Origin of the sequence: Mesorhizobium carmichaelinearum (assembly GCF_900199455.1) — a bacterium.
GTDB classification, from domain to species: domain Bacteria; phylum Pseudomonadota; class Alphaproteobacteria; order Rhizobiales; family Rhizobiaceae; genus Mesorhizobium; species Mesorhizobium carmichaelinearum.
Genome location: NZ_FZQR01000005.1, coordinates 51,808 through 78,423, shown reverse-complemented (window position 1 = coordinate 78,423; position 26,616 = coordinate 51,808). Strand labels below are relative to the sequence as shown.

General features: G+C 64.6%; 24 protein-coding genes. 9 read left to right on the top strand and 15 right to left on the bottom strand.

The window, feature by feature from the left end:
• Positions 1-39 precede the first annotated feature (39 nt).
• The 7 genes from CKW40_RS13360 to CKW40_RS42885 all read right to left on the bottom strand — a co-directional run bounded on the left by CKW40_RS13360 (position 40) and on the right by CKW40_RS42885 (position 7,910).
• On the bottom strand, positions 40-1,602 hold the full coding sequence (locus tag CKW40_RS13360; protein ID WP_095200390.1) for an ABC transporter substrate-binding protein: 1,563 nt from the start codon (positions 1,600-1,602) through the stop codon (positions 40-42).
• 1 nt (position 1,603) lies between these two features.
• Positions 1,604-2,632, bottom strand: a complete 1,029-nt coding sequence (locus CKW40_RS13355; RefSeq protein WP_095200389.1) for an oligopeptide/dipeptide ABC transporter ATP-binding protein — start codon at positions 2,630-2,632, stop codon at positions 1,604-1,606.
• Positions 2,629-3,594 carry an ABC transporter ATP-binding protein gene (locus CKW40_RS13350; protein ID WP_095200388.1) on the bottom strand — a complete coding sequence of 322 codons (966 nt, stop codon included), beginning with the start codon at positions 3,592-3,594 and terminating at the stop codon, positions 2,629-2,631. The genes CKW40_RS13355 and CKW40_RS13350 overlap by 4 nt, the downstream gene beginning before the upstream one ends.
• Entirely contained in the window at positions 3,591-4,478 is an 888-nt protein-coding gene (locus CKW40_RS13345) for an ABC transporter permease (RefSeq protein ID WP_095200387.1), read from the bottom strand. Before CKW40_RS13345 ends, CKW40_RS13350 begins: the two co-directional genes overlap by 4 nt.
• Positions 4,462-5,412, bottom strand: coding sequence for an ABC transporter permease (locus tag CKW40_RS13340; protein WP_095200386.1), 951 nt, complete (start codon positions 5,410-5,412; stop codon positions 4,462-4,464). The genes CKW40_RS13345 and CKW40_RS13340 overlap by 17 nt, the downstream gene beginning before the upstream one ends.
• Before the next feature lie 130 nt (positions 5,413-5,542).
• Entirely contained in the window at positions 5,543-7,552 is a 2,010-nt protein-coding gene (locus CKW40_RS13335) for a CocE/NonD family hydrolase (RefSeq protein ID WP_095200385.1), read from the bottom strand.
• A gap of 127 nt (positions 7,553-7,679) precedes the next feature.
• On the bottom strand, positions 7,680-7,910 hold the full coding sequence (locus tag CKW40_RS42885; protein WP_143748283.1) for a hypothetical protein: 231 nt from the start codon (positions 7,908-7,910) through the stop codon (positions 7,680-7,682).
• Here CKW40_RS42885 and CKW40_RS13330 point away from each other — a divergent pair.
• On the top strand, positions 7,894-9,108 hold the full coding sequence (locus CKW40_RS13330; RefSeq protein WP_095200384.1) for a pyridoxal phosphate-dependent aminotransferase: 1,215 nt from the start codon (positions 7,894-7,896) through the stop codon (positions 9,106-9,108). The two genes, CKW40_RS42885 and CKW40_RS13330, sit on opposite strands and share 17 nt — an antisense overlap.
• A gap of 38 nt (positions 9,109-9,146) precedes the next feature.
• Here the strand turns inward: CKW40_RS13330 and CKW40_RS13325 are convergent, their stop codons facing one another.
• Genes CKW40_RS13325 through CKW40_RS13310 form a run of 4 tightly spaced genes read right to left on the bottom strand, consistent with a single transcriptional unit; the run spans position 9,147 to position 14,224 of the window.
• Positions 9,147-9,821 carry an aminomethyltransferase family protein gene (locus CKW40_RS13325; RefSeq protein ID WP_095200383.1) on the bottom strand — a complete coding sequence of 225 codons (675 nt, stop codon included), beginning with the start codon at positions 9,819-9,821 and terminating at the stop codon, positions 9,147-9,149.
• A gap of 1 nt (position 9,822) precedes the next feature.
• Entirely contained in the window at positions 9,823-12,717 is a 2,895-nt protein-coding gene (locus tag CKW40_RS13320) for a glycine cleavage T C-terminal barrel domain-containing protein (protein ID WP_095200382.1), read from the bottom strand.
• 1 nt (position 12,718) lies between these two features.
• Positions 12,719-12,970 carry a sarcosine oxidase subunit delta gene (locus tag CKW40_RS13315; RefSeq protein WP_095200381.1) on the bottom strand — a complete coding sequence of 84 codons (252 nt, stop codon included), beginning with the start codon at positions 12,968-12,970 and terminating at the stop codon, positions 12,719-12,721.
• Positions 12,971-12,982: 12 nt separating this feature from the next.
• Complete coding sequence (locus tag CKW40_RS13310; RefSeq protein ID WP_095200380.1) at positions 12,983-14,224, bottom strand: FAD-dependent oxidoreductase; 1,242 nt, start codon at positions 14,222-14,224, stop codon at positions 12,983-12,985.
• 129 nt (positions 14,225-14,353) lie between these two features.
• Here CKW40_RS13310 and CKW40_RS13305 point away from each other — a divergent pair, with 129 nt between their 5' ends.
• Positions 14,354-15,241 (top strand): LysR family transcriptional regulator, encoded by an 888-nt coding sequence (locus CKW40_RS13305; protein ID WP_095200379.1) that lies wholly within the window; start codon positions 14,354-14,356, stop codon positions 15,239-15,241.
• A gap of 13 nt (positions 15,242-15,254) precedes the next feature.
• On the opposite strand, the gene CKW40_RS42880 is transcribed toward CKW40_RS13305, so the two are convergent.
• Positions 15,255-15,410, bottom strand: coding sequence for a YjiS-like domain-containing protein (locus tag CKW40_RS42880; RefSeq protein WP_143748282.1), 156 nt, complete (start codon positions 15,408-15,410; stop codon positions 15,255-15,257).
• A 235-nt stretch (positions 15,411-15,645) separates the two neighbouring features.
• On the opposite strand from CKW40_RS42880, the gene CKW40_RS13295 reads away from it, so the two are divergent.
• Positions 15,646-16,515, top strand: coding sequence for a LysR family transcriptional regulator (locus CKW40_RS13295; RefSeq protein ID WP_095200377.1), 870 nt, complete (start codon positions 15,646-15,648; stop codon positions 16,513-16,515).
• A gap of 122 nt (positions 16,516-16,637) precedes the next feature.
• Here CKW40_RS13295 and CKW40_RS13290 read toward each other — a convergent pair whose 3' ends face one another.
• Complete coding sequence (locus tag CKW40_RS13290; protein WP_095200376.1) at positions 16,638-17,540, bottom strand: GNAT family N-acetyltransferase; 903 nt, start codon at positions 17,538-17,540, stop codon at positions 16,638-16,640.
• A gap of 238 nt (positions 17,541-17,778) precedes the next feature.
• Between CKW40_RS13290 and argE the strand changes: the two genes are divergently transcribed.
• The 6 genes from argE to CKW40_RS13260 all read left to right on the top strand — a co-directional run bounded on the left by argE (position 17,779) and on the right by CKW40_RS13260 (position 24,455).
• Positions 17,779-18,903, top strand: a complete 1,125-nt coding sequence (argE, locus tag CKW40_RS13285) for an acetylornithine deacetylase (protein WP_095200375.1) — start codon at positions 17,779-17,781, stop codon at positions 18,901-18,903.
• Between the two features lie 10 nt (positions 18,904-18,913).
• Complete coding sequence (locus tag CKW40_RS13280; protein ID WP_095200374.1) at positions 18,914-19,837, top strand: 2-hydroxyacid dehydrogenase; 924 nt, start codon at positions 18,914-18,916, stop codon at positions 19,835-19,837.
• Between the two features lie 127 nt (positions 19,838-19,964).
• On the top strand, positions 19,965-20,318 hold the full coding sequence (locus CKW40_RS13275) for a cupin domain-containing protein (protein WP_095200679.1): 354 nt from the start codon (positions 19,965-19,967) through the stop codon (positions 20,316-20,318).
• Between the two features lie 144 nt (positions 20,319-20,462).
• Positions 20,463-21,926 carry an aldehyde dehydrogenase family protein gene (locus CKW40_RS13270; protein WP_095200373.1) on the top strand — a complete coding sequence of 488 codons (1,464 nt, stop codon included), beginning with the start codon at positions 20,463-20,465 and terminating at the stop codon, positions 21,924-21,926.
• Positions 21,927-21,936: 10 nt separating this feature from the next.
• A complete protein-coding gene (locus CKW40_RS13265; protein ID WP_095200372.1) occupies positions 21,937-22,980 on the top strand; it encodes a tartrate dehydrogenase in 1,044 nt (347 codons plus the stop codon).
• Positions 22,981-22,997: 17 nt separating this feature from the next.
• Complete coding sequence (locus tag CKW40_RS13260; protein ID WP_095200371.1) at positions 22,998-24,455, top strand: NAD-dependent succinate-semialdehyde dehydrogenase; 1,458 nt, start codon at positions 22,998-23,000, stop codon at positions 24,453-24,455.
• 39 nt (positions 24,456-24,494) lie between these two features.
• Here the strand turns inward: CKW40_RS13260 and CKW40_RS13255 are convergent, their stop codons facing one another.
• Positions 24,495-25,769, bottom strand: coding sequence for an NAD(P)/FAD-dependent oxidoreductase (locus CKW40_RS13255; protein WP_095200370.1), 1,275 nt, complete (start codon positions 25,767-25,769; stop codon positions 24,495-24,497).
• A 16-nt stretch (positions 25,770-25,785) separates the two neighbouring features.
• A complete protein-coding gene (locus CKW40_RS13250; RefSeq protein WP_095200369.1) occupies positions 25,786-26,454 on the bottom strand; it encodes a haloacid dehalogenase type II in 669 nt (222 codons plus the stop codon).
• Between the last annotated feature and the right edge of the window lie 162 nt (positions 26,455-26,616).

Genomic DNA, 26,616 nt, shown 5'->3' with positions numbered 1-26,616 from the left:
AGCTAATCGATTATGCACTTCCTGTCCATGAAAGCGCGTTCACGCCTTCTTCTTGAACAGCACGGGATTGGGATGGCCATCGGGATAGATAACCGGGTCGAAAGCGGTCTTGTGGATGGCGACCAGCGGCTGATGGCAGATGAAGACGAAGCCGCCGGACTGCTCCATCAGATCCTCCATGCGGTTGGACAGTGCGATGCGCCTGGCCTCGTCGCTTTCCGCCACCAGTTGCTGATAGCTGGTCTCGAATTCGGCGCTGTCGAAGCCGGACCAGTTGTAGGCGCCGATCTGATCGGGTCTGAACCAGACCAGGTTTTCCGACGGGTCGATGCCGCCGGCGAAATCCATCAGCGCCAGGTCGATGTTCTTGTAGCCGTCGCCTTGCGTCTTATCGCCGACGCCCCAGAAGGCGGCTTCGTCATAGGGTTGGATCTCGACCTTGATGCCGGCCTGTTCGAGGCTGGCCTGGATGATCTGCGCGGTCGCGGTGCGGATGGAATCGTTCATCACCGTCAAGGTCAGCGACAGGTCGCTGACGCCGGCCTCTTTGAGCAGCGCGGCGGATTTCTCATAGTCGGGCGCCGCGATCAGATTCGCGGCCCGCGCGAATTTGGTGCCGGGCTGGACGACGCCGGTGGAACGCTTGGTGAGATCGTCATAGACGCCGGTGAGGATCTGGCCGACATCGACGCCATACTGCACGGCTTGCCGCACCTTCAAATCCTTGAGCCGCGGGCTCAACTGGTTGATGGTCAGCCAGACATAACGGGTCGATTGCGCCTCGATCAGGGTGGTGTCCGCTGGCGGTTTCTCCTTGACCGCCTTGGTCGCCGAAATGGCGATCTTGGTGTAGTCGAAGGCATCGGCCTCGTAGGCAAGCTGGGCCGCCTGATCGTCCGACACGACATAGATCTCGACCTTCGAAAAGTCCGGCTTCGGACCCGGCCAGTCCGGGTTGGCCGTCAGCGTCACCTTCTGCTTCTGCTGCCAGTCCGAGAAGAGATAGGGTCCACAGGTTGCCGGCGGCTGCGTGGTGAACTTGCCGCCCGCCTTCTCAGTGCCGGCGCGGCTGATGATGTGGCCGCCATAGTAAGGCAGGCTGGTGACGAAGATCGGCTGGTAAGGTTCCTTCAGATGGATGATGCCGTTGCGGGCATCGACAACCTCGACGCGATCGAGTTTCTCGAATTGATAGGCCCAGGGCGATGCCAGCGCCTTGTCGGCGATGCGCTCGAACGAGAACTTCACGTCATCTGATGTGACCGCGCCGAAACCACCAGACCATTTCAGCCCGTCGATCAAGGTGAAGGCGATGGTTTTCGGGTCTTTCTGTTCGAGCTTTTCCGCGCCCCACAGCGACCAGGGCGAACCTTTCCTGATGTCGCCGAAATGGTTGAGCGAGACATAGATGCCGCGCATCATGACATCCTCGATGCCGCCATTCATGAAGGCGGGATCGAGGCACTGCAGATCGCCCTCCATGCGAATGCGCAACGTGTCGCCGGCGGCCGACCAGGCGAAGCCTGGCTTCATCGCCAGGCCGGCGCCGAGCACGCCCGCCGCTTTCAGGAATGCACGTCTGTCCATGGTCCATTGTGTCATGTCAGTTTCCCCTTTGGTTTATGGAAGCGCGTGAGAAGGCTTCCCGTTCTTGCCCGCTTGTCTCCAGCGGGAAATGGCAGCGCACCATCCGGTCGGCGCCCATCGGCCGATAGGCCGGCGCCTCGGTCTTGCAGCGCTCGCGTGCGATCGGACAACGCGTGTGGAATTCGCAGCCCGAAGGCCGCCGGAACACGCTCGGGATCTCGCCGGTGGCGGCAGGGTTGTGGCTGCGCCGGCGCGGATCGGGGATCGGCTCGGACTGGATCAGCGTCGCGGTGTAGGGATGCAGTGGCGCGGAAAACACAGCTAGCGTTGGCCCGGTCTCGACCAGCCGGCCGAGATACATGATGGCTAGCCGGTCGCTGACGTGACGGATCATGGCGAGGTTGTGGGTGACGATCATGGCGGCGAAACCGAGTTCGCGCTTCAGCTCGCCGATCAGGTTGAGCACGTCGCCTTGCACCGACACATCGAGACCGGCGGTCGGCTCGTCAGCGAGCAGCAGATGCGGCTTCATCGCCAGCGCCCGCGCGACACCGACGCGGCGTGCCTGACCTCCGGAAAGCTCGTGCGGGAAACGGTCGACGAAGGATGCCGGCAATCCGACCAGCGCCAGCAGTGCCTTGGCGGCGGCGCGGCGATCCGGCATCGGCACGCCCTGGATGATCTGCGGCTCGGTGAGCAGCGTGCCGATGCGCAGGCGTGGGCTGAGCGAGGCGACCGGATCCTGGAACATCATCGCCGAGCGCCGGCGCATGGCGCGGAAATCGGCCGGCGTCGCCACGTCTTTGCCCTCGAAGACGATGCGGCCGGCGGCGGCCCGGATGAGCCCGAGAATGGTGCGCGCCAGCGTCGTCTTGCCGGAGCCGGATTCGCCGACCAGCCCCAGCGTCTCGCCCGGCATCAGCGACAGCGTGACGCCGTCGATGACGTTGAAGCCCGGCAGCGGGAACGGATTGATCAGACGGTTAAGCAAGCCGCCGCGCACGAAGCTCACGGACAGATCCTCGACGGCGAGCAGCGGGCTCATGGCGTCACCGCATGACAGCGCGCAACATGAGACGCGGCGAGCTTCACCAGCGGCGGCGCGATAGAGCCGCAAGGCGCGAAGGCGCGGTCACAACGCGGTGCGTAGACGCATCCCGATGGCGGCTGGGTCAGGTTGGGCAGCGAACCGGGAATGGTCGGCAGCCTGTCCAGCCGCTCATGGAAACGGGCCGGATCGCAGGCGAGCAGCGCTTGCGTGTAGGGATGCCTGGCATCGTGGAAGATGGCGTCGACCTCGCCGCCCTCGACCACCTCGCCGGCATACATCACATAGACCCGGTCGCAGAGTTCGGCGATGACGCCGAGATGGTGCGAGACGACGATGATGATGCCGTTGTATTCGCGCCGGAGTTCACGCAGCAGATGGATGATCTGCGCCTCCATGGTGACATCGAGCGCCGTCGTCGGCTCGTCGGCTATGAGCAGGCCGGGATCGGTCAGCAGGGCGGCGGCGATGGCGACGCGCTGGCGCATGCCGCCGGACAGTTCATGCGGGAAGCTGCGCATGCGCCGTTCGGCGTCGGCGATGCCGACGCGGCCAAGCATGGCGGCAATGCGCGCCCGCTTCTGCGCCCGGCCAAGATCCTTGCGGTGATGCTGGAAGTCGACGAGCTGGTCGCCGATGGTCAGCACCGGGTTGAACGCCGTCATCGGATCCTGGCTGACCAGCGCGATCTCGTCACCGCGCAGCAGGCGCTGATGGTGCGCGTCGAGCTTTGCCAGGTCGACGCCGTTATAGTGGATTGACCCGTCGACATGGGCGTTGGCTGGCAGCAGATTTGCCAAAGCGGTGACCAGCGTGGACTTGCCACAGCCGCTCTCGCCGACAATGCCGATGACCTCGCCCGGATGCGCCTCGATGTCGACATGGCGCAAGGCGTGCACGCTGCCATGCGGCGTCTCGTAGCGGACGCTGAGATCGCTGGCGGCGAGCGAACCGGTCATGCCGGCCTCCGCAACTGCAGCCGCGGATCGAGATAGTCGCGCAAGCCTTCGCCGAGGAAGGTGAAGCCAAGCGTCGCCAGCACCAGCGGCAGCCCGCCGAAAATGACCATGAACGGTGCCGAGCGGATCGAGGTGTAGCCGTCATAGAGGATCGAGCCCCAGGACGGCGTCGGCGGCCGCACACCCAGGCCAAGGAAACTCAAGCCGGCCTCGACCATGATGACGACCGGGATGTCCATCGACAAAAGGATGATCAGCGGTCCGACCACATTGGGCAGAAGGTGGATGAAGATGATGCGCGCGGCACTGGCATCGATCAGGCGTTCGGCGAGGATGTAGTCGCTGTTCTTCAGCGCCAGCGTCTGCGCCCGGATCAGCCTGGCATAGCTCGGGAACGAGGTCGCGGCGATGACGATGATCAGCGTGCCGGTGCCGGCGCCGAGCACGGTGATGATGGCGAGCGCGAACATGATCATCGGTAGCGAGTTCAGGCTGTCGAAGCTCAGCACCAGGATGGCGTCGAGCCAGCGCGGGCCGTAGCCGGCGATGAGGCCGAGCATCAGGCCGATGGCGCCGGCGATGGCCACCGACACCATGGCGATGGTGAGTGCCGTGCGCGCGCCATAGATGACGCGCGACAGCAGATCGCGGCCGAGATGATCGGTGCCGAACCAATGCTCGACCGATGGCGGCTGCAGCTTGTGCAGCACGTCGATCTTGACCGGCGAATAGGGCGCCAGAAACGGCGCGAAGATTGCGGTGACGAGGAAGCCGGTGACCAGGATCAGCGCCACGCAAGTGAACGGATCGGCAAGCAGCGCGCGCAGCAGCACGAACCGTTGTCGGCCCGGAACGGATAACGAGGCGTCAGCCACGGAAGACATCGCGCACCCTCGGGTCGAGCCGCGCGATCAGTAGGTCGGCGGCAATGGTGATGGAGACGTAGATGGCGGTCATGATCAGCACCGTGCCCATGACGACCGGATAATTGCGGGTGTTGACGGCGTCGGTGATCAGCTTGCCGATGCCTGGCCGGGCAAACACCGCCTCGACGAAGACGGCACTGGACAGGATGCTGCCGAGGCCCACCGCGACCAGCGAAATGGTCGGGATGATGGCGATGCGCAGCGCGTATTTGGAGACGATCTTCCACTCGGGCAAACCGAACGAGCGCGCGGTGCGGATGTGCGGTTCGCCCATCACCTCCATCATCGAGGCGCGCACCATGCGGGCGATATAACCGATCCAGCCGAGCGCGATCGCCGCCGCCGGCATGACCAGCGCCTTGGCCTGGCTGACGAAATCACCAGCCTCGCCGGCGCCGATGGCCGGCAGCCAGCGCAGCGTCACGGCAAACAAGAGCAGCGAATAGATGGCGACGACGAAGGACGGCACGGCGATGACGCCGACCGAGAGCACGCCGATGACCGCATCGGCCGCCGTGCCGCGCCGCATCACCGACAGGCAGCCGAGCGGCACGCCGATGAGGAGCGCGACCGCAAGTGCCGTCAGGCCGAGGATCAACGTGTTCGGCAGCGCCTCCAGCACCAGCGTGGAGACGGGCCGGTTCGACCAGACGTCGTAGCCAAGATTGCCGGTCAGCGCGTTGCGGAAGAATTCGATGATCTGCCACCAGACCGGCTGGTCGAGCCCCATGCGCTCGATCAGCAGCCGCTTCAGTTCTGGCGTGGCACGCGGACCAAGCGCTACGGTTGCCGGGTCACCCGGGACGAGGAAGACGGCCGCATACATGGCAACCATGACGAGGACGAGGATCAGGAGGCCGAGACCAATGCGCTTCACTGCATATGCGAGCATGGCCTCCCTCTCCTCCCTAGAACATGATGCCGAAAAGTGTGAAGCGGTTTTCGGACGACATCATGCTCTATCTCTTTGATTTAGAGCCGGATTCAGATTTCAGGTCGAACAGACCTGAAATCATCCGGCTCTATGCGAAATCGCGCCTGATGCGCCGGCTTGCCGAGGCGCTGTAGACGAGCGTGCCCCGTTCTCGCGCCTCGAGCCGCCAACTCAGGTTGAAATGGGTCTCGTCCGCTGTCAGTTCGGTGACCGCTCTGGCTTCGGTGTCGGCGTCGCCACTGGCAATCGCCCAGCGATATTCGGTGACGAGTTTGGCTGACAGCGGATCGTCACTGCTGATGCGCATCGTGTCGCTGTTGGCCGAGGAGACGGTGATGCAGCGATCGTCATAGCGCCGGCGACCATGATTGGATGTCAGCGCGATGGTCTGCACGCCCGAGCCGACATCGTCGGTGACGATGCGGCGGTCGAAGCCTTCGTCCAGCGTCGTGGTCGGAACGGGCGGCGCGGTTTCGGCCGGCTCGAAGCGGACGTCGCGGTCACGCTCCGACGGCGGCCGCACCGGCAGCACGACCACACTGTCGCCGGTCGTGACCGACAGCGTCGACAGTTTCGGCTGCGGCCACAGGATCGGCCAATGCTGGTTGGCCAGCGCCAGCCGGATGCGATGGCCCTTGGGTATGGTGCGGGCGAAATCGTTGAGCTTGAGCTTGACACGGAAAGGCGTTCCGACCGGACAGGGTGTCGGATGCTCATGACTGTCGCGGTGGCTGAGATTGAGCACGCCATAGGTCATCAGCGCCGAGGTGCCGTCGGGATAGACATCGCAGAGCCGCGCAGCGAGATTGACATCCGGCTGGTCGACGCTGACGAGCAGGTCGAGTTCCGGCGCGCCGAGCAAGGTCAGGTCATCGTCGAGCGGCAACGTGTCGAAGCACAGCGCCATGCCGTCTTCGCGGCGCTGGTCGATGGGCATGTCCGGACAGGCGCCGCCATAGCCGCCCCAGCGGCCGCAATCGCGCCCGGCGGTGGCGGGCGAGCAGACCGAAAGCGTCGCACCCCGCGCGGCCTCGCTGCTCAACCCGCCAGCGTTCAGATGCAGAGCGCGCCGCTCGATGCGCGGCGACGGCCACTGATCCTCGGCGGCCCAGCTTCCGGCATGATCGGGCAGATAGAAAGGTTGCGGCCGTTCTTCGCCAGTGATCCAGACGCGGTAGAGCGGCTCGCCCATGATGCCGGTGTCTTCGCCGCACAGCCAATGGCGCCACCAGCGCAGCGCCTCCTGCAGATAGCCGATCAGCGGTCCCGGCGCGCCACGGCAAGGATAGGCATGCGACCACGGCCCGACAATGCCGAGTTTTGGACCCGGCAGATGTTCGAGCAGGCGGGGGACAAAATTCGAATAGCTGTCCTCCCAGCCGCAGACGGCCATGACAGCGCATTCGATCGCCGCGTGATCCTCGCAGACGGAACCCTGCCGCCAATAATCGTCGCGGCGCTGGTGCGCGAGCCAGACTTCCGAAAGCGAGCTTGTCTTCGCAAGGCGGCTCATCCACATGGCGTGCCAGGCGTCGCCGACGATCTGCGGGTCGGGCGCCATCGCCTTCTTCACCAGCATGAAGTTCGACCACATCTCCTGCTCGGTCAGCAGCGCGCCGCCCATATAGTGGATGTCGTCGGCATAGCGGTCGTCGGTGGCGCAGTTGGCTATGATGGCTTTCAGGGCCGGCGGCCGCCGCGCCGCGACCTGCAGCGCATTGAAGCCGCCCCAGGAAATGCCGGTCATGCCGACAGCGCCGTTGCACCAGGCCTGGGCCGCCAGATGGGCAATGATCTCGCAGGCATCTTGCTGCTCGCGCGGCAGATATTCGTCGGCCAGGTCGCCGTCGGAATCGCCGCTGCCGCGAATGTCTATGCGGGCGCAGGCGATGCCGTGGCCGGCAAGCCAGGGATGGATGTCGATGTCACGCGCCACGGTGCCGTCACGCCGGCGATAGGGCACCATCTCGACGACGACCGGCACCTTGCCCTCGCTGCGCGGACGCCAAAGTGTGGCGGCAATGCGGGTGCCGTCGGCCAGCGTGATCCACAGCGGATCGACGGTTTCGACGGCAAAGGGAAACTCGGTTCGTGCCACGGCAGATACCCGCAAATGCTCTTGTTGAACGTTCGTACAACAAGAGCATTTGCGGCGCAATCCCGCTTCGCTTTTTTAACGCCGAATGCGAACCGTTCTTCGACCGCCGTGTTGCGCCGGCAAGCTTTCAGGCAGGGCAGAGGCCGGTTTTGGTCATCGAACCAAGGCTGTCGAGCCACAGCCGACATGCCTTCGCGATCGAACCAAGAGGGTGAGCAAGCTCTGCAGAAATCCGATGGCCATAGTCACTTTTTTCATCTTCCAAATTTTGTTTCTTCGCGCGCGCTGCTACTGAGCGTCGCATTCCAGCGGCGGCGGCGCCTTCAATTAGGAATTTTCCGATGACGATCCAGAGCAAATTCAGCGGCCTCGGCACCGATGCCGCCCCCGGACAAGAAGTCCGCCAGCTGGCCGGCGGCATCGACACGATGTTGCGCGGTGACGCGATCAGCGGGCGGCCGATGGACTTTTCGCATGGCGACGTCGACGCGTTCACCCCGACGCCAGGCTCGTTCGAGGTCTTTTCAGCCGGCGTCGAAGCCGGCGGCAAGCAGGCCTACACGGAATACAGCGGCGACCTCGGCATCCGCGAGGAACTCGCCGGGCGGCTGGCAGGTTTCACCGGAGCGCCTGTCGATGCCCGCGACGGAATGATCATCACGCCGGGCACCCAGGGCGCGCTGTTCCTGGCCGTCGCCTCGACCGTGTCGCGGGGCGACAAGGTGGCGATCGTCCAGCCCGATTATTTTGCCAACCGCAAGCTGGTGGAATTCTGCGAAGGCGAGATGCTGCCCGTGCGCATGGATTATGCCACGACCGAGGGCCGCTCGGGCCTCGACCTCAGCCAGCTGGAAGACGCGTTCAAATCGGGCGCGAAAATCTTCCTGTTCTCCAACCCCAACAACCCGGCAGGCGTCGTCTACTCCCGCGAAGAGATCGAAACGATTGCCGCTCTGGCAAGCCGGTACAACGCCACCGTCATCGTCGATCAGCTTTACGCCCGCCTCCTCTACCCAGGTGTCGACTACACCCATTTGCGGGCGCAGAAACTGGATGCGGAAAATATCGTCACCATCATGGGGCCGTCCAAGACGGAATCGCTCAGCGGCTATCGGCTTGGGGTGGCCTTCGGATCGAAAGAAATCATTGCCCGGATGGAGAAGCTGCAGGCGATCGTTTCCCTGCGCGCCGGCGGCTACAGCCAGGCCGTTCTGCGCACATGGTTCAACGAACCGGCCGGTTGGATGGAGCAGCGCATTCGCCAGCACCAGGCGATCCGCGATGATCTTTTGAAGGTTTTCCGCGCGACACCCCGAATCCAGGTCCGCACGACCGAGGCGGGCAGCTACATTTTTCCGGCGCTGCCCCGTCTGTCCGTCACAGGTGGTGATTTTGTCCGGATCCTGCGCCTGCAGGCCGGCGTCATCGTGACACCGGGAAAGGAGTTCAGCCCGTTCTCCGAAAACAGCGTGCGCCTGAACTTTTCGCAGGACCACGCCGCCGCCGTTGCCGCCTGCGAGCGCCTGGTGGCTCTCGTCGACCGGTACCGCGCATAAGCGGAAATGACCCAGTGCGGGAACCAGGCGAGGCCGAACTATTCAGTGGCGTGAAGAGCCGCAAATTGAAAGCCGGAATTCGTTCCCGCCGCGGTCTCGGTCAGGACATCCAGTGCAAACGCCGCCGAGGCGATGTCGATGAAGATGTCGTAGGACACCGCGCCGAAATGGTCGAAACGAGCCACGACCGCGTCCAGATGCAAGGCGCGGGTCTGGGCGAGATCACCGGGCTTCAGGCTTTCCGGCCTCAGATCGGCCATCGAAATCCGCCGCATCAGCGCGGGTGCCGTCGGACCCGATATCACGAACCATGCCCAACCCTCGTCGCGATATGCGTCGTAGCCCTTGGCCGGAAGCGCGCTGTCCTGCCATGCCTTGCGCAACTCGCGCAATCGCGCCCCGCTGTCGCCGGGAGGTGCGGCCAGCAGAACCTCCTGCTGGCCAAGCCGCAGCACCGACGTGCCGCAAGCCAAGGTAAGGGCGGTGTTCACCGCTTCCGGTGCGGATAGGCCTGCTTCCTCGAGCCAGGCAAGCGTACCGGGGCCACGCAGCCCGAAGCGCCCGGTCTGCGTGCAATCGAAAACGACGTTCTCTTGGGCTCCGACGGGACCATCCTTCCGGCTCAGGCGGTGGGCGATGGCATTGCGGCGTAAGCTCGGATCGACATGGCCGGAATACCCGATCGATGTCCTGCTATGGCTGACCGGGACCATCCTACATCTCCTGCCGTTGGTTTTCGGGATCGTAGAAAGGCGTGGGCATCACTTTGGCCTGCACTTCCTTGCCGCACAGGCCGCGTATGCGCAGGCTGGATCCCGGCGTCGCGTCACGCGGGTCGGCATAGGCCAGCCCGATCCATTTGCCCAGCGTCGGCGAAAAACAGGTCGAGGTGACGAAGCCGACCGGGCGTCCGTCCCGCAACACGAGGCAGGATTCCGCCAGCCGGATACCATGGCCCTCGGGCAGTTCGAAACCGCAAAGCTTGCGCTTCAGGCCCAGCCGGCCGCGTGCCTCGATGGCAGTCTTGCCGACATAGCGCGTCTTGGCCTTCGACAGCGCCCAACCCATGCCCAGTTCGTCGGGAGTCGAGAGCGCGTCGGTATCCTGGCCGATGATGATGTGGCCCTTTTCCAGGCGCAGGATGCGCGAGGCTTCCAGCCCATAGGGTTGCAGCCCGTGGGGCGCCCCCACCTCCAGCAGCTTTCGCCAGAGCGCCGCGCCGAAGGATTGCGGCACGTGCAGCTCATAGCTCAGCTCGCCGGTGAAGCCGATGCGCATGATCCGGGCCGGGCATCCGCCGGTCACGCCGCTGCGGCCGTTGAGATAAGGAAAGCCGTCCGGGGAGAGATCGATGTCGCCGCCCAGCGCCTCGAGCACCTTGCGCGCCGAAGGGCCGGTGACGTTGATGGCGGCGAAGGCGGCGGTGACGTTCTGGATATCGACCCGCATGCCCCATTGCGTGTTCAGAAACAGCATATCGGTGAAGACGCGGGCGACGGCGCCGGTGGTGGCGGTCACATAGAATTCGGTCTCGGACAGCCGGTAGGCCACGCCGTCATCGATGACCGATCCCATCTCGTTCAGCATCAGGCAGTAGCGCGCGCGCCCCACCGGCTGCCTGGCATGCGCCATCGTATAGATGCGGTCAAGGAAGGCGCCGGCATCCGGCCCGCGGATCGCCAGCTTGCCCAGGGTCGAGACGTCAAGCATGCCGACCTTGTTGCGCACCAGCCTGACCTCGTCGGAGATAGTCCTGCGGACATCGCGATCTCCGCCGTAATGCAGCGGTCGCCACCACGCACCGACCGGTGTCAGCTTCGCGCCGGCGGCGACATGTTCGGCGTGGATCGCCGTATGTCGGTACGGCACATGGTTCGGGCCGGCCAGCAGTCCCAATTTTTCCGGACCGAACGGCGGCCGCGAGGTCGTGATACCGACCTCACCCACTGTGCGGCCCGTTTCCGCCGCGACGATCCTGGCCGTTGCCAGTGCGGAATGCCGTCCCTGCGACGGCCCCATGCCGACAGTGGAATAGCGCTTGACCAGCTCGAACTCGCTATAACCGTCGCTGACGGCGTTCTTGATATCCTTGACCTGCAGATCCTCGTCGAAATCCACGAAATCCCGCCCCTTGGCGTGGGCGGACAGTGGCTGAAAATGGTTCATCCCTGCCGCGCTGGCATCCGGGAGGATAGCCGGCAGGCCGGCATCATACCCCGCCCCTCGTGCCGCGGCCGCACCAGCGATCTCGCCGCTGCGCAGCACCGAGTTCAGTTCGAAATAGCCTGCCGCCGAACCGGCGACGTGAAACGCCTCCGGCAAATTGCTCAGCACGAATTGCCGGCTTGTCTCGTCAAATCCGAGCTTCGCGCCGGCATGCAGCGGCAGCTGGTAAGACGGCGTGTAGCCAGCTGCGACGACGAGATGATCGCATTCCAGCAGCTCCGTGCCATGTTCGGGCGTGCTGAAGCGGATGGCTCGGATATGACGATTACCTGCGCTCCCCAACGCTTCCGTGACAGTGACATTCGGGATGATCCGGACGCCGCGCTCGACGAGGTTTTTCGCGAGGGTTTTGTCGGACGCATCGGCGGCGGGGTCGAGAATGGCGACCAGCGGCACGCCTGCATCGAGAAGGTCGAGAGCCGTGAGATATCCGTCCCGGTTGCCGGCAAACACGACGGCGCGCCGGCCAGGGCGAACCGCATAGTGGCGCATCAGCCGCTGCGCGGCGGACGACAGGAGGCTGCCCGGCAGGTCGTTGTTGCGGAACACCAAGGGCTGTTCATGCGACCCCGCGGCCACCACGACCTGTTTGGCGCGAACACGGTAGAGAGTCTCGCCCTGCAGCACCGGAAGCCAGTTGTCGGCAAACCAGCCATTGCAGGTCGCACCGGTGAGCACCCGCAGATTGCCGAGCTTTCCGGCAGTGTCGCGCAGCGCCTGCAAAGTCGCCTGCGCCTCCGCCGTCTCGAGCCCGAAGCGTGCATAGGTCAATGCGCCGCCGAGCTCCGGGTTCAGATCGACCAGCAGCACCTGCGCACCCGCTTCAGCTGCCTTGATGGCGGCCGAAAGCCCGGCCGGGCCAGCGCCCACGACCAGCACGTCGGTGTGCAGATTTTCCCTGATGTAATGGCCATGATCGGCGGCGAGATCGACTTTGCCGAGACCGGCCGATCTGCGGATCATCGGCTCCCAGAATTTCAGCCAGCTCTTCGCGCCGGGGCCAAAGAAGCTGCGGTAGTAGAATCCGACCGGCATGAAACGGCCCAACCTGTCGAGCACCGCGCCGCGGTCGCGCTCGGCCGTGCCGTTGACGTTCTGGGCCGTGACCTTCAAGCCTTCGGCGATCGGGCGCAGATCAGCCCGCACATTCGGCTCGTCCGGCAGTTGCACCAGCGTGTTGGCGTCCTGCCCCGCCATGGTGAGGATGCCGCGCGGACGGTGGTACTTGAAGGAGCGCGACAGGATCCAGCGATCGCTGCCGGCCATGGCGGAGGCAATGCAGTCGCCGGCAAAACCTTCGAGCGCTCGGCCGTCGAAACCTAAACGGATTTTTTGGGTGCGATCGAGACGCGATCCCCAGGGAAATGGCAGCCTTTCGGTCATGTCAGGCGGGCTTTCGATTGGGAAGATAGGTGGCGACGATCTGGTCGCTGACAGTGTGGCGTTCGGCGATCAGCACGATGTTGGACGGCGTGTGCCGCCACCACTCCCGCATCACGCCGAGCGGGTTCTCGGCATAGAACAGGGCTTCGATCAATTGCTCGGGCTGGTCGGCGCTGGCCGCGCGGACCGGTCCGAGATACTGGAATTCGGTGATGTTGCGTGGCCCGTTCACCGGGCAGGTCAAAAGCTTCATCGGGAGCACTCGTCAGTGGCTGGCAGCCGTGGCGCCCATCTCGTTCAGCAGCGCGAAGCTGTCGAACCGGCTGAGGTCGAATGGTTTCAGGACATCGGGCACGCGCCCGGTGGCGATGGTCTCGGCCATGCGCTTGCCGGCCACGGGCGTCGCCTTGAAGCCCCAGGTGCCCCAGCCACAGTCGAGCCAGTAGTTCTTCAGCGGCGACGCCCCCATGATCGGGCTGTAGTCCGGCGTCATGTCGGTAATCCCGGCCCATTGCCGCAACAGCTTGACCTTGTACAGGAACGGGAAGAGATGCAGCGCGCCTTCGGCGAGATGTTCCTTCTGGTCCAGCGTCGAGCGGGTCGATGCCAGTTGGTAAGGATCGGAGCCGCCGCCGATGACGACCTCGCCCCGCGAGGACTGCACCAGGTAGGTGTGCAGATTGGCGGATGAGACGAGTATGTCCAGGAATGGCTTCAGCGGCTGCGTCACCATCGCCTGCAGCGGGAAACAGCGGATCGGCAGCCGGATGCCCGCCATGGCGGCGACCTGGCCATTGAGCCCGCCGACGGCCTGCAGCACTTGGCCCACGGCAATCGTACCACGGTTCGTCCTGACATGGGTGACCCGGTCGCCCGCCTGCTCGAAGCCGGTCACCTCGGTGCGTTGATGGATCTCCACGCCGCGCGCGCCGGCATGCCTGGCGTAGCCCCAGGCCATGGCATCATGGCGGGCGGTGCCGCCATCGGCATGCCAGAGCCCGCCCATCACCTCATGCTGGCCGCCAAGATCAAGGTTGAGATGCGGGCAAAGTTCCTTCACCGTCCGGACATCGACCACTTCGATCCTTGTGCCCATATGCTTGCCCATCTCGGCACGCAGATGGAAACTGCGCAGCGTCGCCTCGGAATGCGCGAGCGTCAGCTGCCCGCGCTGCGAAAACATGACGTTGAAGCCGAGATCCCGCGACATCGTCTCGAACAGTTCGACGCCTTCCTTGTAGAAGCGCACCGATTCCTCGGTCATGTAGTTCGAGCGGATCGTGGTGGTGTTGCGCGCCGTATTGCCGCCGGCCAGATAGCCCTTTTCCAGCACGGCGACATTGCGGATGCCATGCACATTGGACAAATAGTAAGCCGCCGCCAGGCCGTGACCGCCGCCGCCGATGATCACCACATCGTAGGATCGTTTCAGGTCGGGCGTTGGAGGGATGTCGCGAAAGGGAACATGCCTCGAACGCAGGCCGTATTTCAGCAGAGAGAAAGGCATGGTTTCCTGCGGTTCAGCGGCTGGGAATGGATCTGAGAAAACCCGCCGGGCGGACCTGGCGCAAGAAATCGTTCTTTACCCAGTGACCTCGTTTTCGTAATGCATGAGAAACCTGTATGAGGTCTCGCCATGCGAAATCTGCCGCATCTCATTTACCTGGAAGCCTTTGAGGCGGCGGCCCGGCATCTGAGCTTCACCCGGGCCGCCGAGGAGTTGAACTGCACCCAGGCGGCGATCAGCCAGAGGGTCCGGGCGTTGGAGCAATTCTTCGCCAGGCCGCTGTTCCACCGGAGGAGCAACGGTTTGGAGCTCACCGAAGTCGGCACGGCCTATCTGCCGGGAATAGCCGACGCTCTGGATCGGGCCGAGGCCGCGACCGAAGGGATGCTGGGCGCGCAGGCGCAGACCAGCGTGACCGTTTCAGCCCCGCTCAGCTTCGTTACGCTGTGGCTCGCACAGCACCTGGCTGGTTTCTCCGCTGCCCATCCGCGCATCGAGGTGCGGCTGAACAGCACGATCTGGACCGACCCCAACGTGGAATTGGCGGATCTGAGCATTCTGGCGCTCGATCCGTTGCAGCCGGTATCGGGTGCCGTGCAATTGGGACAGGAACGGCTGATGCTGCTTTGCGACCCCGAGACCGGTCGCCAGGCCGCAGCGAAGCCCAGCGCGAACTGGCTCAACGCCTCACGGCTCATCTATGTGCAGGGCAGGATGCAGCTGCTGGACCTTTGGGCGAAGAAGGAAAACATCGGCATCGCGCCGCAAAAGGCGCCGATCAAGGCCGACAATGCGGCAGCGGCATTGGAGATCGCGGCATGCGCCGGCGGCATCACCGCCGTCATGTCGACCTATGCGGCAAGCTACCTGGCCTCGGGGCGGTTGGTGGCGCCCTTCGGCCCGGGGGAAATCCTGCCCGTCGCCCTGCATGCGGTCCCCAATCAACAGCGCCGGCTGTCGCGGCCCGCAGAGCTGTTCCTGCAATGGCTGTCAGCGGAGATTCCACTCCACCGCTAGATCGAGCATTGCTTCAGCGGCGCCGGCTCGCGTGGCGGGCATGTTGGCGGATCTCCGAACGAGAAATGCCGGCATCCGCCAGTGTGCTGTCCGGAACCCGCCGCAAGCTTGCAAGCGTCTGGCGATAGACGAGCCAGCGGGTGAAACGGTCTCGAAGTTCGTACAACATGATCGTCTCCTTCGGCGCACGGAATGTCCACGGGCTCGGGCTGAACGAAAACGCAAAGCATCTGCGCAAAGCGCATGCGTGATCGAAAGGGCTGCACTGGCTTCCCGGCCAGCTGGGGCGCTTACCAGTGTCTCGGCAGGCAGGATTGTCCAATTCCGCCAACGCCTGCATACTTGCGCATCATGCCCGCTTCGCGCTACAGCCAAGGTCGCAAGGTATTTTTCATTTCTGCAAAATGGATATTGGCTGGGACGATCTGAGGTTGTTTCTCGACGTTGCGCGGCTGGGTGGCCTGAGCGCGGCGACGGCAACCACGCGCCTCAGTGCGGCCACGCTTGGACGACGCGTCACCGCGCTCGAGAAGCAGATCGGCGAACCGCTCTTCGTGCGCCAGCAGACCGGCTACCGGCTGACGCCGGTCGGTGAAGAATTGCTGCGTCGCGCCGAAGACGTCGAGGCGGCGATGCAGTCGCTGACGCGCTGGCGCGAAGGCACCCTGCCCGACCGCATTGTCCGCGTCTCGGCCGGGCCATGGACCTCGGCTTTCATATCAGCCCATATCGGCGAGGTCTGGACGGTCGATGACGGCATAAGGGTGGAGTTCGTCACCACCACCGACCGGGTCGACATTGGCCGCCGTGCCGCCGACATCGGCATCCGCAGCGAGCGCCCGACCGAGCAGTGGCTGGCCGGCCGTCAGAGCGGCAAGGTCGCCCACGCGCTTTATTCCGGACGCCACCTGGTGAACGGCATCGCCGCCGGCCTGTTCGTCGGCGTCACCGGCGAAGGGGCAAACATCGCCTCGGCGCGCTGGCTGCAAGCCCATCACGGCGACCGCATCGCCGTGCGCGGCAACAACACCCATTCGGTGCGCGAACTGGTGGCCGCCGGCGCCGGCCTTTCGGTCTTTCCATGCTTCGTCGGCGACAGCGATCCGCGGCTGGTCCGCGTCGCCCAGCCCATCCCCGAACTCGAAACCGACCAATGGATCGTCACCCATCACGAGGAACGTCATGCCCCGCCGGTTCGAAAAGTCGCCAACCGGATTGCGGCCCTGATGCAAGCGCACCAGCCGCTGTTTCGTGGCGAAACACCGATCCGGTAGGCTCACGCAATGAGTCGGCCCGCGGCAGTCCGCAGCAGCGCTCCGTATTTCTTGCTTCTCCGCGTCGCCGTGAGTGGGGTGGCGGCAACCTTGCAACGGGCGGGCCCGCCAGCGGGGCTGAACTACCCGAGCGTTTGACTGGCCAGCGCATAGGTCACCGGCGCAGTTGCACCGCCGACGGCAAAATCGGTGAGGCGTTTGCCCAGCGACATGGTGAGCACTGTATCGAAAACCGGCATTCCACTGTGCGACAGAAAGGCGGCGAACTCGCCACTGTCCATGTGGGTGTCGATCCGCAGGAAAGACCCCGAATGCTCGGCCACGTGCGGCCGGACGACCGCCAAGGCGTCGGCGTCGCTTTGCGCCACGACCGGCCCCACGACATGGCCCCGCCCGAACGGCCGGCAGAGCGCGAAAGCGGTCAGCGTATCGTCCTTGAAAAGCCCATAGCCGGCCGAGTGCGCGAAAAGCCTTTCGATGAGCGCCGCCCGCCTCACGCCAAATCCTGCCGCGTCGAGCGCGATTATCGCCGGAATATCACTTGCGTCCAAAATCCGGACATCGCCTCGAATATTTGCCGGCCGACCTGTCGTCTGCAAGCGGGCGATTCCCTGGCATTGATAAACGGTCTTCTCCGGCTGGAAGTCGAGCGAGAGATAGAGCCGCCTTGCCGCGCGCGTTGCATTGAGGCGCAGATCGCGCCCGGCGACCTTCTCGAAGACCCGCTTCATCAGCCATTGCCCCGCCCCCAGCGTCTGCAGTCGCGGCGAGGTGATGACCATGCCCACGGTGGCGAAATCGGCACCATGCGCGAACCACATTGCCGAACCGAGAACTCGACCGATCTCGTCGAGCGCCACGAACCCCTCTCCCGATTCACGCAGGAATTGCCAGTCCTCGGCGCGATGCGGCCATCCCACGGCGAGCGAGTGCGCGTGCAAGCGGTCCAGTTCGACGCCTTCGATGTCGCCGATCCGCATCGAGAAGGTATCGATTTTCAAGCTCCCGGACGGCTTCAAGTCCATGCCTCTGAAAGATTCCCGAAAATTGACTGGCTACACGCCGCAGCCGCCCTCTACCACCAACGCTAAACAAACAGGCCCATACGATTTGCTCGAAAGCCGCGTGCTTACGCAAGATTCAACTGAAACATTTCCGCTTTCGGCATGCAATCGCGTCGGAACGCGCACATTCTTTCCGGCAATGTTGCAACTATGGTCGACGGCACCGATCCCGGCGAACCCGAACGTTTTGAGGGCTGGAATGGACGTCTTCGACATCCTCGATCGTCTCGTCGCCTTTCCATCGGTCGCCGGCAAACCGAACGGCGACATCGCTGGCTGGATCGAATCCTATCTGGCAAAGCACGGAGCGCAGGTCACCCTGCTTCCAGGGCCGGAAGGCGACCGCACCAATCTTTTCGCAACGATCGGCCCCGCCAACGTCCCGGGCTATATCCTGTCCGGCCATATGGACGTCGTTCCCGCCAGCGAGCCGCAATGGAGTTCGAGCCCTTTCGCGCTGCGCAAGGAGGGCGAACGGCTCTACGGACGCGGCACCACGGACATGAAGGGGTTTCTGGCCGCGGTGCTCGCTTCCGTGCCTGCGGTGCAGGGACTGCGCCTTGCCAGGCCAATCCACCTCGCCTTCTCCTATGACGAGGAGGTAGGATGCCGAGGCGTGCCGCATCTGATCGCCCGCCTTCCCGAACTTTGCGCGACGCCGCTCGGCGTCATCGTCGGCGAGCCGAGCGGCATGCGCGCCGTGCGCGGCCATAAGGGCAAGGCGGCCGCCCGCGTGGTCATCAACGGGCGCTCCGGCCATTCCTCCCGCCCCGATCTCGGGCTCAACGCCATCCATGCCATGGCCACTGCGCTGAGCGCGGCCGTGAGCGAAGCCGAGCGACTGACACACGGTCCGTTCGACGCCGCCTTCGAGCCGCCCTACTCTTCGTTGCAGGCGGGCGTCGTGGCGGGCGGACATCAGGTCAACATCATCCCCGGCACCTGCAGTCTGGACCTGGAAGCACGCGCCATACCCGGCATAGACCCGGCCAGCCTGCTCGCACCCGTCAAGGCGCGGGCCGAGGCCCTTGCGGCCGATGGCTTTCGTATCGAGTGGACACCGATGAGCGCCTATCCGGCACTGTCGCTGCCGCAGGGTGCGGCACTTGCGACATTGCTGGCCGAACTGACCGGCGAAGCGCCACTCGCCGCCGTCAGCTACGGCACGGAGGCCGGACTTTACCAGGCCGCCGGGCTCGATGCGATCATTTGCGGCCCCGGCGACATCGACCGCGCCCACAAGCCCAACGAATACATCCTTGCCAGCGAGCTCACCGCCTGTCAGCGATTGATCGAGGCCCTGGGCGCCCGCTGCGCGGCATGAAAGGAACGGAATGACATTCCTGTTCAATTCCGACGCGCGCCGCGGGGCGATCTTCGCCGATGCCTTCGCGAGAGAACTGCCGGACGTCCCCTTCACGATGGATGCCGCGACGGTCGCTCCCGATGCCGTGCGTTATCTGATCAGCTGGACCGTGCCAGATAACCTTGCCCGCTACGGCAAACTGGAAATCCTGTTTTCCATCGGCGCCGGCGTCGACCAGTTTCGCCTCGATGCGGTGCCTGCGAATGTGAAGATCGTGCGCATGATCGAGGAAGGCATCGTGCGCATGATGCAGGAATATGTGACGCTTGCCGTGCTCGCGCTCCACCGCAACCTGCCGGGATATCTGGCACAGCAGCGCGCCGGCGAATGGGCTGACATCGCGCAGCTCCAGGCCGGATCGCGCCGGATCGGCGTGCTCGGCCTCGGGCAGCTCGGCCAAGCCGTCCTCGACCGCCTGAAGCCCTTCGGCTTCCCGCTCGCCGGATGGAGCCGCTCGCCCCGGCGGATCGAGGGCGTGACCTGTCATCATGGCGAGCTCGGGCTGAACGAGATGCTCGCGGCCAGCGACATAGTGATCTGCCTGCTGCCGCTGACCGAGGAGACACGCGGCTTCCTCGATGCCGAGCTGTTTGCGAAACTGCCCAAGGGCGCGGCGCTTGTCCACGCCGGCCGCGGGCCGCAGCTCGACCATGAAGCCCTTGTCGCCGCGCTCGACAGCGGCCATCTTTCTGCGGCGATGATCGACGTCACCGACCCCGAACCGCTGCCGGCGGGCCATCCGTTGTGGTCGCATCCGAAAGTCATCCTGACCCCGCATGTTGCCAGCGTCACCCAGCCCGCCAGCGCCGCGCAAGCCGTTGTCGAAAACATCCGGCGTTACCGCGCCGGTCTCGATCCCATCGGGCTCGTCGACCGGTCGCGCGGCTATTAGAGCAATTCCAGGAAAAGTGTGTGCGGTTTTCCGTCCGGAATTGCTTCAAAAACAAAGAGTTAGAGCAGTTCGCCGTTTCTGTGAAACGGTGAACTGCTCTCTAAAGTCCAACATGAAAGGCCATCCCTTGTCCCTGCTCAAGACCGTCGATACCAGCCCTGCCTTCCAGCCGCGCGAATCCGCGGCGCTGCCCGAACGGCTGATTTCCGGCACCCCCGCCTTCAAGACCTGGGCGCAGGATGTCGCCAAGGACGACCTCGTCCATACCGGCGTCTGGGAAGCGACGCCGGGGGAGACGCGCTCGATCAAGGGCGAGACCTTCGAGTTCTGCCACATCCTCTCCGGCGTGATCGAAATCACGCCCGACGGCGGCAAGCCAGTGACCTACCGCGCCGGCGACAGCTTCGTGATGAAACCCGGCTTCGTCGGGGTTTGGAAGACCATCGAAACGGTACGCAAGATCTACGTGACCGTAGGGTAGCGCGCGAGGCGCGTGCCCTCCGCAACAGATTTTGCCGTCGCCTATCGCCGGCACACAACAATCATCCGCGACCGATCGTCGAACGGTGCATGCTGCGCCGTTGCTCGCGCTAGGCTTCTCCGGAACAACTGCGAGTGAGCGCCCATGGGCCTGAGCTTCGATCCGGATACCGTCTCCCTTCCCGTCGGCCATTTCATTGGCGGGGAGCTGATCGCGGCCGAGGGTGCCATCGAGATGCGCCGCCCGTCGGATGGTAAGGCATACACCGCCTGTCCGATCGCAGGCCCCGAGGTGATCGATCGTGCGGTGGACAGCGCCAAGGCAGCGCTGAAGTCCAGCAACTGGGGCGGCGTTCGGCCGCGCGAGCGCACCAAGGCACTCCAGGCCTGGGCCGACCTGATCGAGGCGGAGGCGGAAACACTGGCGAGGATCGAGGCGCTGTGTTCCACCCGTCCCGTCGGCCAGCTCGTTGCCGGCGACATCGCCATCACAGCCGAGCAGATCCGCTTCTTCGCCGAGTTCGCCGACAAGGAAGGCAGCGAGCTGGTGCCGACCGACGACACCACTCTCGGCATGATCATGAGCGAGCCCTATGGCGTGGTCGGCGCGATCACGCCGTGGAATTTTCCGATCTCGATGGCCGGGTGGAAGCTTGGACCGGCGCTCGCTGCCGGCAATGCGGTCGTGCTGAAGCCATCGGAAATGACGCCCTTTTCGGCGGTCTACATGGCACAACTCGCCGTCAAGGCAGGCTTGCCGGCAGGGCTCATAAACGTGGTGCTTGGAGACGGTCCGACGACCGGCACGGCGTTGACCGGCCATCCCGAGATCGCCAAGGTCAGCTTTACCGGCTCGACCCGCGCCGGTTCGGCGATCATGGAGAATGTCGCCCGCACCGGCGTCAAGCCGATGACACTGGAACTCGGCGGCAAGAGCCCGCAGATCGTCTTTGCCGATGCCGATCTGGACAAGGCGGCGACGGCAATCGCCGGCAGTGTCACCTTCAATGCCGGCCAGGCCTGCGTCGCCGGCACGCGTCTGATCGTCGAGAGGAGCGTGGCCGACAGGCTGACGGCCGCGATCCTGGAGAAGATGAAGACGGTACGGCCCGGCCTGACCTGGGACGAGGCGACGCAGTATTCGCCAATCATCTCGGAGCGGCAGCGGGCGCGTGTCGACGGCATCGTGCGCGCCGCGGTCGAAGCCGGCGGCGAATGCCTGACCGGTGGCCACACCATGGACAGCCCAGGCTATTTCTACGAGCCGACGCTGATCACAGATGTCGACCAGGCCAATCCGGCCATCGTCGAAGAAATCTTCGGCCCCGTGCTGACCATCCAGACCTTCGAGACCGAGGAAGAGGCGCTGGCGCTGTCCAGCCACCCGACCTACGGACTGGCTTCCGGCCTGTTCACTTCAGACCTGTCCCGCACCATCCGCTTCGCTCGCGAGCTCGAGGCGGGCACCGTCTGGGTCAACCGCTACAGCCGCTCGCGCGACCATATCCTGCCGACTGGCGGCTACAAGCGCTCCGGCATCGGCAAGGACCTCGGCCGCGAGGCCTATCTCGCCAACCGCAGGACCAAGAGCGTCCTGATCAGCCTGTGAAGGGATGCCGATGAAATCCTATTCGATCGCCCTGATCCCCGGTGACGGCATCGGCAGCGATGTGACCGCCGCCGCCTGGACGGTGCTGGAGACCGCAGCCAAACACGCTGGCTTTGCGTTGGCCGGAACCGAATTCCCCTGGTCCTGCAAATTCTACAAGGAGACCGGCCGCATGATGCCGGAGGACGGCATCGAGACCTTGCGCGGCTTCGACGCCATCCTTCTCGGCGCCGTCGGCTGGCCGGCGGAGGTGCCGGATTCTGTTTCGCTGCATGGCCTTTTGCTGCCGATCCGCAAGGCATTCGTGCAATACGCCAACATCCGGCCGCACCGCCTGCTGCCGGGCGTCACCGGACCGCTGCGGGCGGAGAACTTCGATATCCTCTGCATCCGCGAGAACACCGAAGGCGAGTATTCGGGCGCCGGCGGGCGCGTGCATCAAGGCACGCTGGACGAGGTCGCCGTGGAAACCTCGATCTTCACCCGCGCCGGTGTCGAGCGCATCCTGCGCTTCGGCTTCGAGCAGGCGCGGACACGGCGCGGCAAACTGGCCTCCGTCACCAAGTCCAACGCGCAGAAATACTCGATGGTGTTCTGGGACGAGATCACGCGCAAGCTGGCTGCGGAGTACTCTGACGTCGCCGTGACCAGCTATCATGTCGATGCGCTCGCCGCCCGCATGATCATGGCGCCGGAGAGCCTCGACGTGGTCGTCGCCTCCAACCTGTTTGGCGATATCCTCACCGACATCGGCGCGGCCATCCAGGGCGGGCTCGGCTACGCCGCCTCCGCCAACATCAATCCCGACCGCTCGGCGCCGTCCATGTTCGAACCGGTGCACGGCTCGGCGCCCGACATCGCGCATCTCGGCATCGCCAATCCGATCGCCACCATCTGGTCCGGCGCCATGATGCTCGATCATCTCGGCGAAAAGGCTGCGGCCGACCGCGTCATGAAGGCGGTCGAGGCCACAACCGCCAGAGGCATAGGCACCATTCCCGGCAAGGACCGTACGGAAGCCATCACCGCCGCCGTCGTTGCCGCACTCACCTGATTGCAAGGTCGTTTTCGATGAAAAACCTGAAAGACAAAAAACTCTTCCGCGAAGCCGGCCTGATTGGCGGCGAATGGGTCGCCGCCGGCTCCGGCAAGACCGTCGATGTCATCGATCCGGCGACGCAGTCTGCCATCGGCACGGTGCCCGACATGGCCGGTCCGGAAACCCGTGCGGCGATAGAGGCCGCGGCGTCCGCCTATGGCGGCTGGAAGAAGAAAACCAACGCCGAGCGCGCTGCCCTGCTGGAGGCCTGGCATGGCCTGATGCTGGCGCATCTGGACGATCTGGCGCTGATCCTGACGACGGAACAGGGCAAGCCGCTGGACGAGGCCAAAGGCGAGATCCGTTACGGCGCGTCCTTCGTCAAATGGTTCGCGGAGGAAGCGCGCCGCATCAACGGCCACACCATCCCCTCGCCCACGTCCGACCGCCGCATCATCGTGCTGAAAGAACCGGTCGGCGTTTGCGGCATCATCACGCCGTGGAATTTTCCCAATGCGATGATCACCCGCAAGGTCGCGCCGGCGCTGGCCGCCGGCTGCACCGTGGTGATCAAGCCGTCCGAGTTCACGCCCTATTCGGCGCTGGCGCTCGGCGTGCTTGCCGAACGAGCGGGCATCCCTGCCGGCGTCATCAACATCGTCACCGGCATGCCGGCCGAAATCGGCAACGAGATCATGGCGAACGAGACCGTTCGCAAGATCTCCTTCACCGGCTCGACGCGCGTCGGCTCGCTGCTGATGCGCGGCGCGGCCGACAGCGTGAAGCGGCTCAGCCTCGAGCTCGGCGGCAACGCGCCCTTCATCGTCTTCGACGACGCCGATCTCGACCTCGCCATCGAGGGTGCGCTGGTCTCGAAGTTCCGCAATGGCGGCCAGACCTGCGTCTGCGCCAACCGCATCCTCGTCCAGGCCGGCGTCTATGAGGCCTTCGCAGCAAAGCTCAGTGCACGCGTCAACGCCATGACGGTGGGGCCGGGAACGCAGCCCGGTGTCGCCATCGGGCCGATGATCAACATGGCGGCGGTCGAGAAGATCAACCGCCACGTCGAGGACGCGCTCGCCAAGGGTGCCGCGATCATCACCGAGAAGCCGGTGCTGCCGGAGGGCCCGCAGTATGTCGCGCCGCTGGTGCTGAGCGGCGCCACAAAGGACATGCAGCTCGCCGGCGAAGAGACGTTCGGCCCGGTCGCGCCGCTTTTCCGGTTCGAGACGGAAGAGGAAGCGATCGCGCTGGCCAATGGCACGCCCTATGGACTTGCCTCCTACTTCTACACCGAGAATTTGAAACGCGCCTGGCGCGTCGGCGAGGCGCTGGAGTTCGGTATGGTGGGCTTGAACACCGGCTCGGTCTCGATCGAGGTCGCCCCCTTCGGCGGCGTCAAGCTGTCCGGCCTCGGCCGCGAGGGCGCGCAGGCCGGCATCGAGGAATATCTCGAGATGAAAAGCTTTCACATCGGCGGGCTCGGCTAAGGCAATTCTGCTGAAGCCCCGACCGGGCTGGATCGACGATCACTGAATCCGGTCGAGCGCCTTGTAGTAGAGGCCGACCATCGGCAGGAACCAGGGCTTGCCGGAATAGCCGGGAATGGATGGCCATTCGAGGCCCTTGAGCGGATTGCGGTCCTCGCGGCCGAGCATGGCATCGGCCAGGATCATGCCGAGATGGGTGGAAAGCTGCGCGCCGTGGCCGGAATAGCCCATCGCGTACCAGACACCGTCATGATAGCCGGCGCGCGGAAAGCGGTCCTTGGTCATGTCGACCAGCCCGCCCCAGCAATAGTCGATCTCGACCTTGGCGAGCTGCGGGAACATCGCCGCGAGGCCCGCCTGCAGGATCTGTCCGCTCCTGGCGTCGGAGCGCTGGTCCGATGTCGCCGAGAAGCGTGCGCGGCCGCCGAAGATCAGGCGCCTGTCCGGCGAGAGCCGGAAGTAGTTGCCGATGTTCATCGAGGTCACGCAGGTCCGGTTGCCCGGCATGGTGGCAGTGATCTCGGCGTCGCTCAGCGGCCGCGTGGCGATGATGAAGCTGCCGACGGAGATGATCCTGCGGCGGAAATAATTGAAATTCGGCGTGGTGTAGGCGCCGGTCGCCACCAGCACATTGTCGGCGCTGATCCGGCCGCGCGAAGTGGTCAGCTCATGCCTGCTGCCGGCCTGCTTGCGGTCCGTCACCGCCGCGTTCTCATGGATGACGGCGCCATGGCGGGCGGCTGAAGTGGCGAGACCCGCCACATAGCGGCCCATATGCATCATGGCGCTCTTCTTCGACAGCATCGCGCCGTGGAAGGGCGAGCCGATCTCGGATTTGAGATCGGCCGCCGACAGCAGCGCCGTGTCCGGATCCACCTCGGCATGAAGGGCTTCGAAGTTGCGGGCGATCGCTTCGAAATGTTGCGGCTTGGAGGCGAGCTTCAGCTTGCCGGCGCGGCGGAAATCGCAGTCGATGCCTTCCTCGGCGACCAGCGCCTCGATGGTATCGACGGAGTCGTCGAGCGCGCGATAGAGCGCGATAGCGCGCTCCTTGCCAAGCTCCGCCTTGGCGGAGAGATAGCTGTGGGCGAGGCCGTTGTTGAGGTGTCCGCCATTGCGGCCGGATGCGCCCCAGCCCACGTGCTCCGCTTCCAGCACGACCACCTTGGCACCGGCCTTGGCCAGCTGGCGCGCGGCGGCGAGACCGGTGAAGCCGCCGCCAATGACGGCGGCATCATAGTGCCCCTCGACCGGGCCTTGCGCGCCGCCGGAAAAGACCGGGGCGGTGTCGTGCCAGTAAGAGACGAACTTCATCGGCAATCCGCCTGTTTCAGAGCCCAACGACGCCGGCAAGACCGGAAATGTCCGATATCTCGACATAGCCATAATACGGATTGGCCGGTTCGTGGCCGCGATTGACCCAGACCTTGTTCTTGATGCCGAGATCGTGCGCCGACATCAGGTCGTAGCGGAACGAAGACGAGCAGTGAAGGATGTCCTCCGGACCACAGCCCAGCATATCGAGCATGTATTCGAACCCCTTGAAGCGGGGCTTGTAGGACTGCGCCTGCTCGGCCGTATAGACGGCATGGAACGGCGCGCCGAGCTTCTCCACATTGGACATGATCTGCGCGTTCATGGCGTTTGACAGGATGACCAGAGGAATTTCCTTGGCGACTTTGGCCAGGCCAGCAGGAACGTCCGCATGTGGCCCCCAGGTCGGGACACGCTCATAGACCATTTTGGCATCGTCGGGGCTGAAGGCGACGCCGTTGCGCTTGCAGGCCCGCTCAAGTGAATTGTGGACGACCTCGGCATAGGGCTTCCAGTCGCCCAGGATCTCGTCGAGCCGATAGGCCGCGAAGTTCTTGATGAACGCCTGCATGCGCGGTTCGTCGAGCCGGTTGCCATAGAGATCGCGCGCCGCTTCCGCCATCTGGAAATTGGTCAACGTGCCATAGCAGTCGAAGGTGATGTATTTGGGCCTGAAGGAAGCCATAGCAGTCGATCTCCGGTGGAAGCACATCCGCGCTGGGATGTATTTCATCATAGGACGGCAGGCAGCGGCCCACCTGACCGAAATCGCCCTCCCGAAAGCAGAAAGTTCCGTATCCGCCATCCGGTTTGGCACGCTGTAGCATCTGGCGTGCCGATTGCGGGG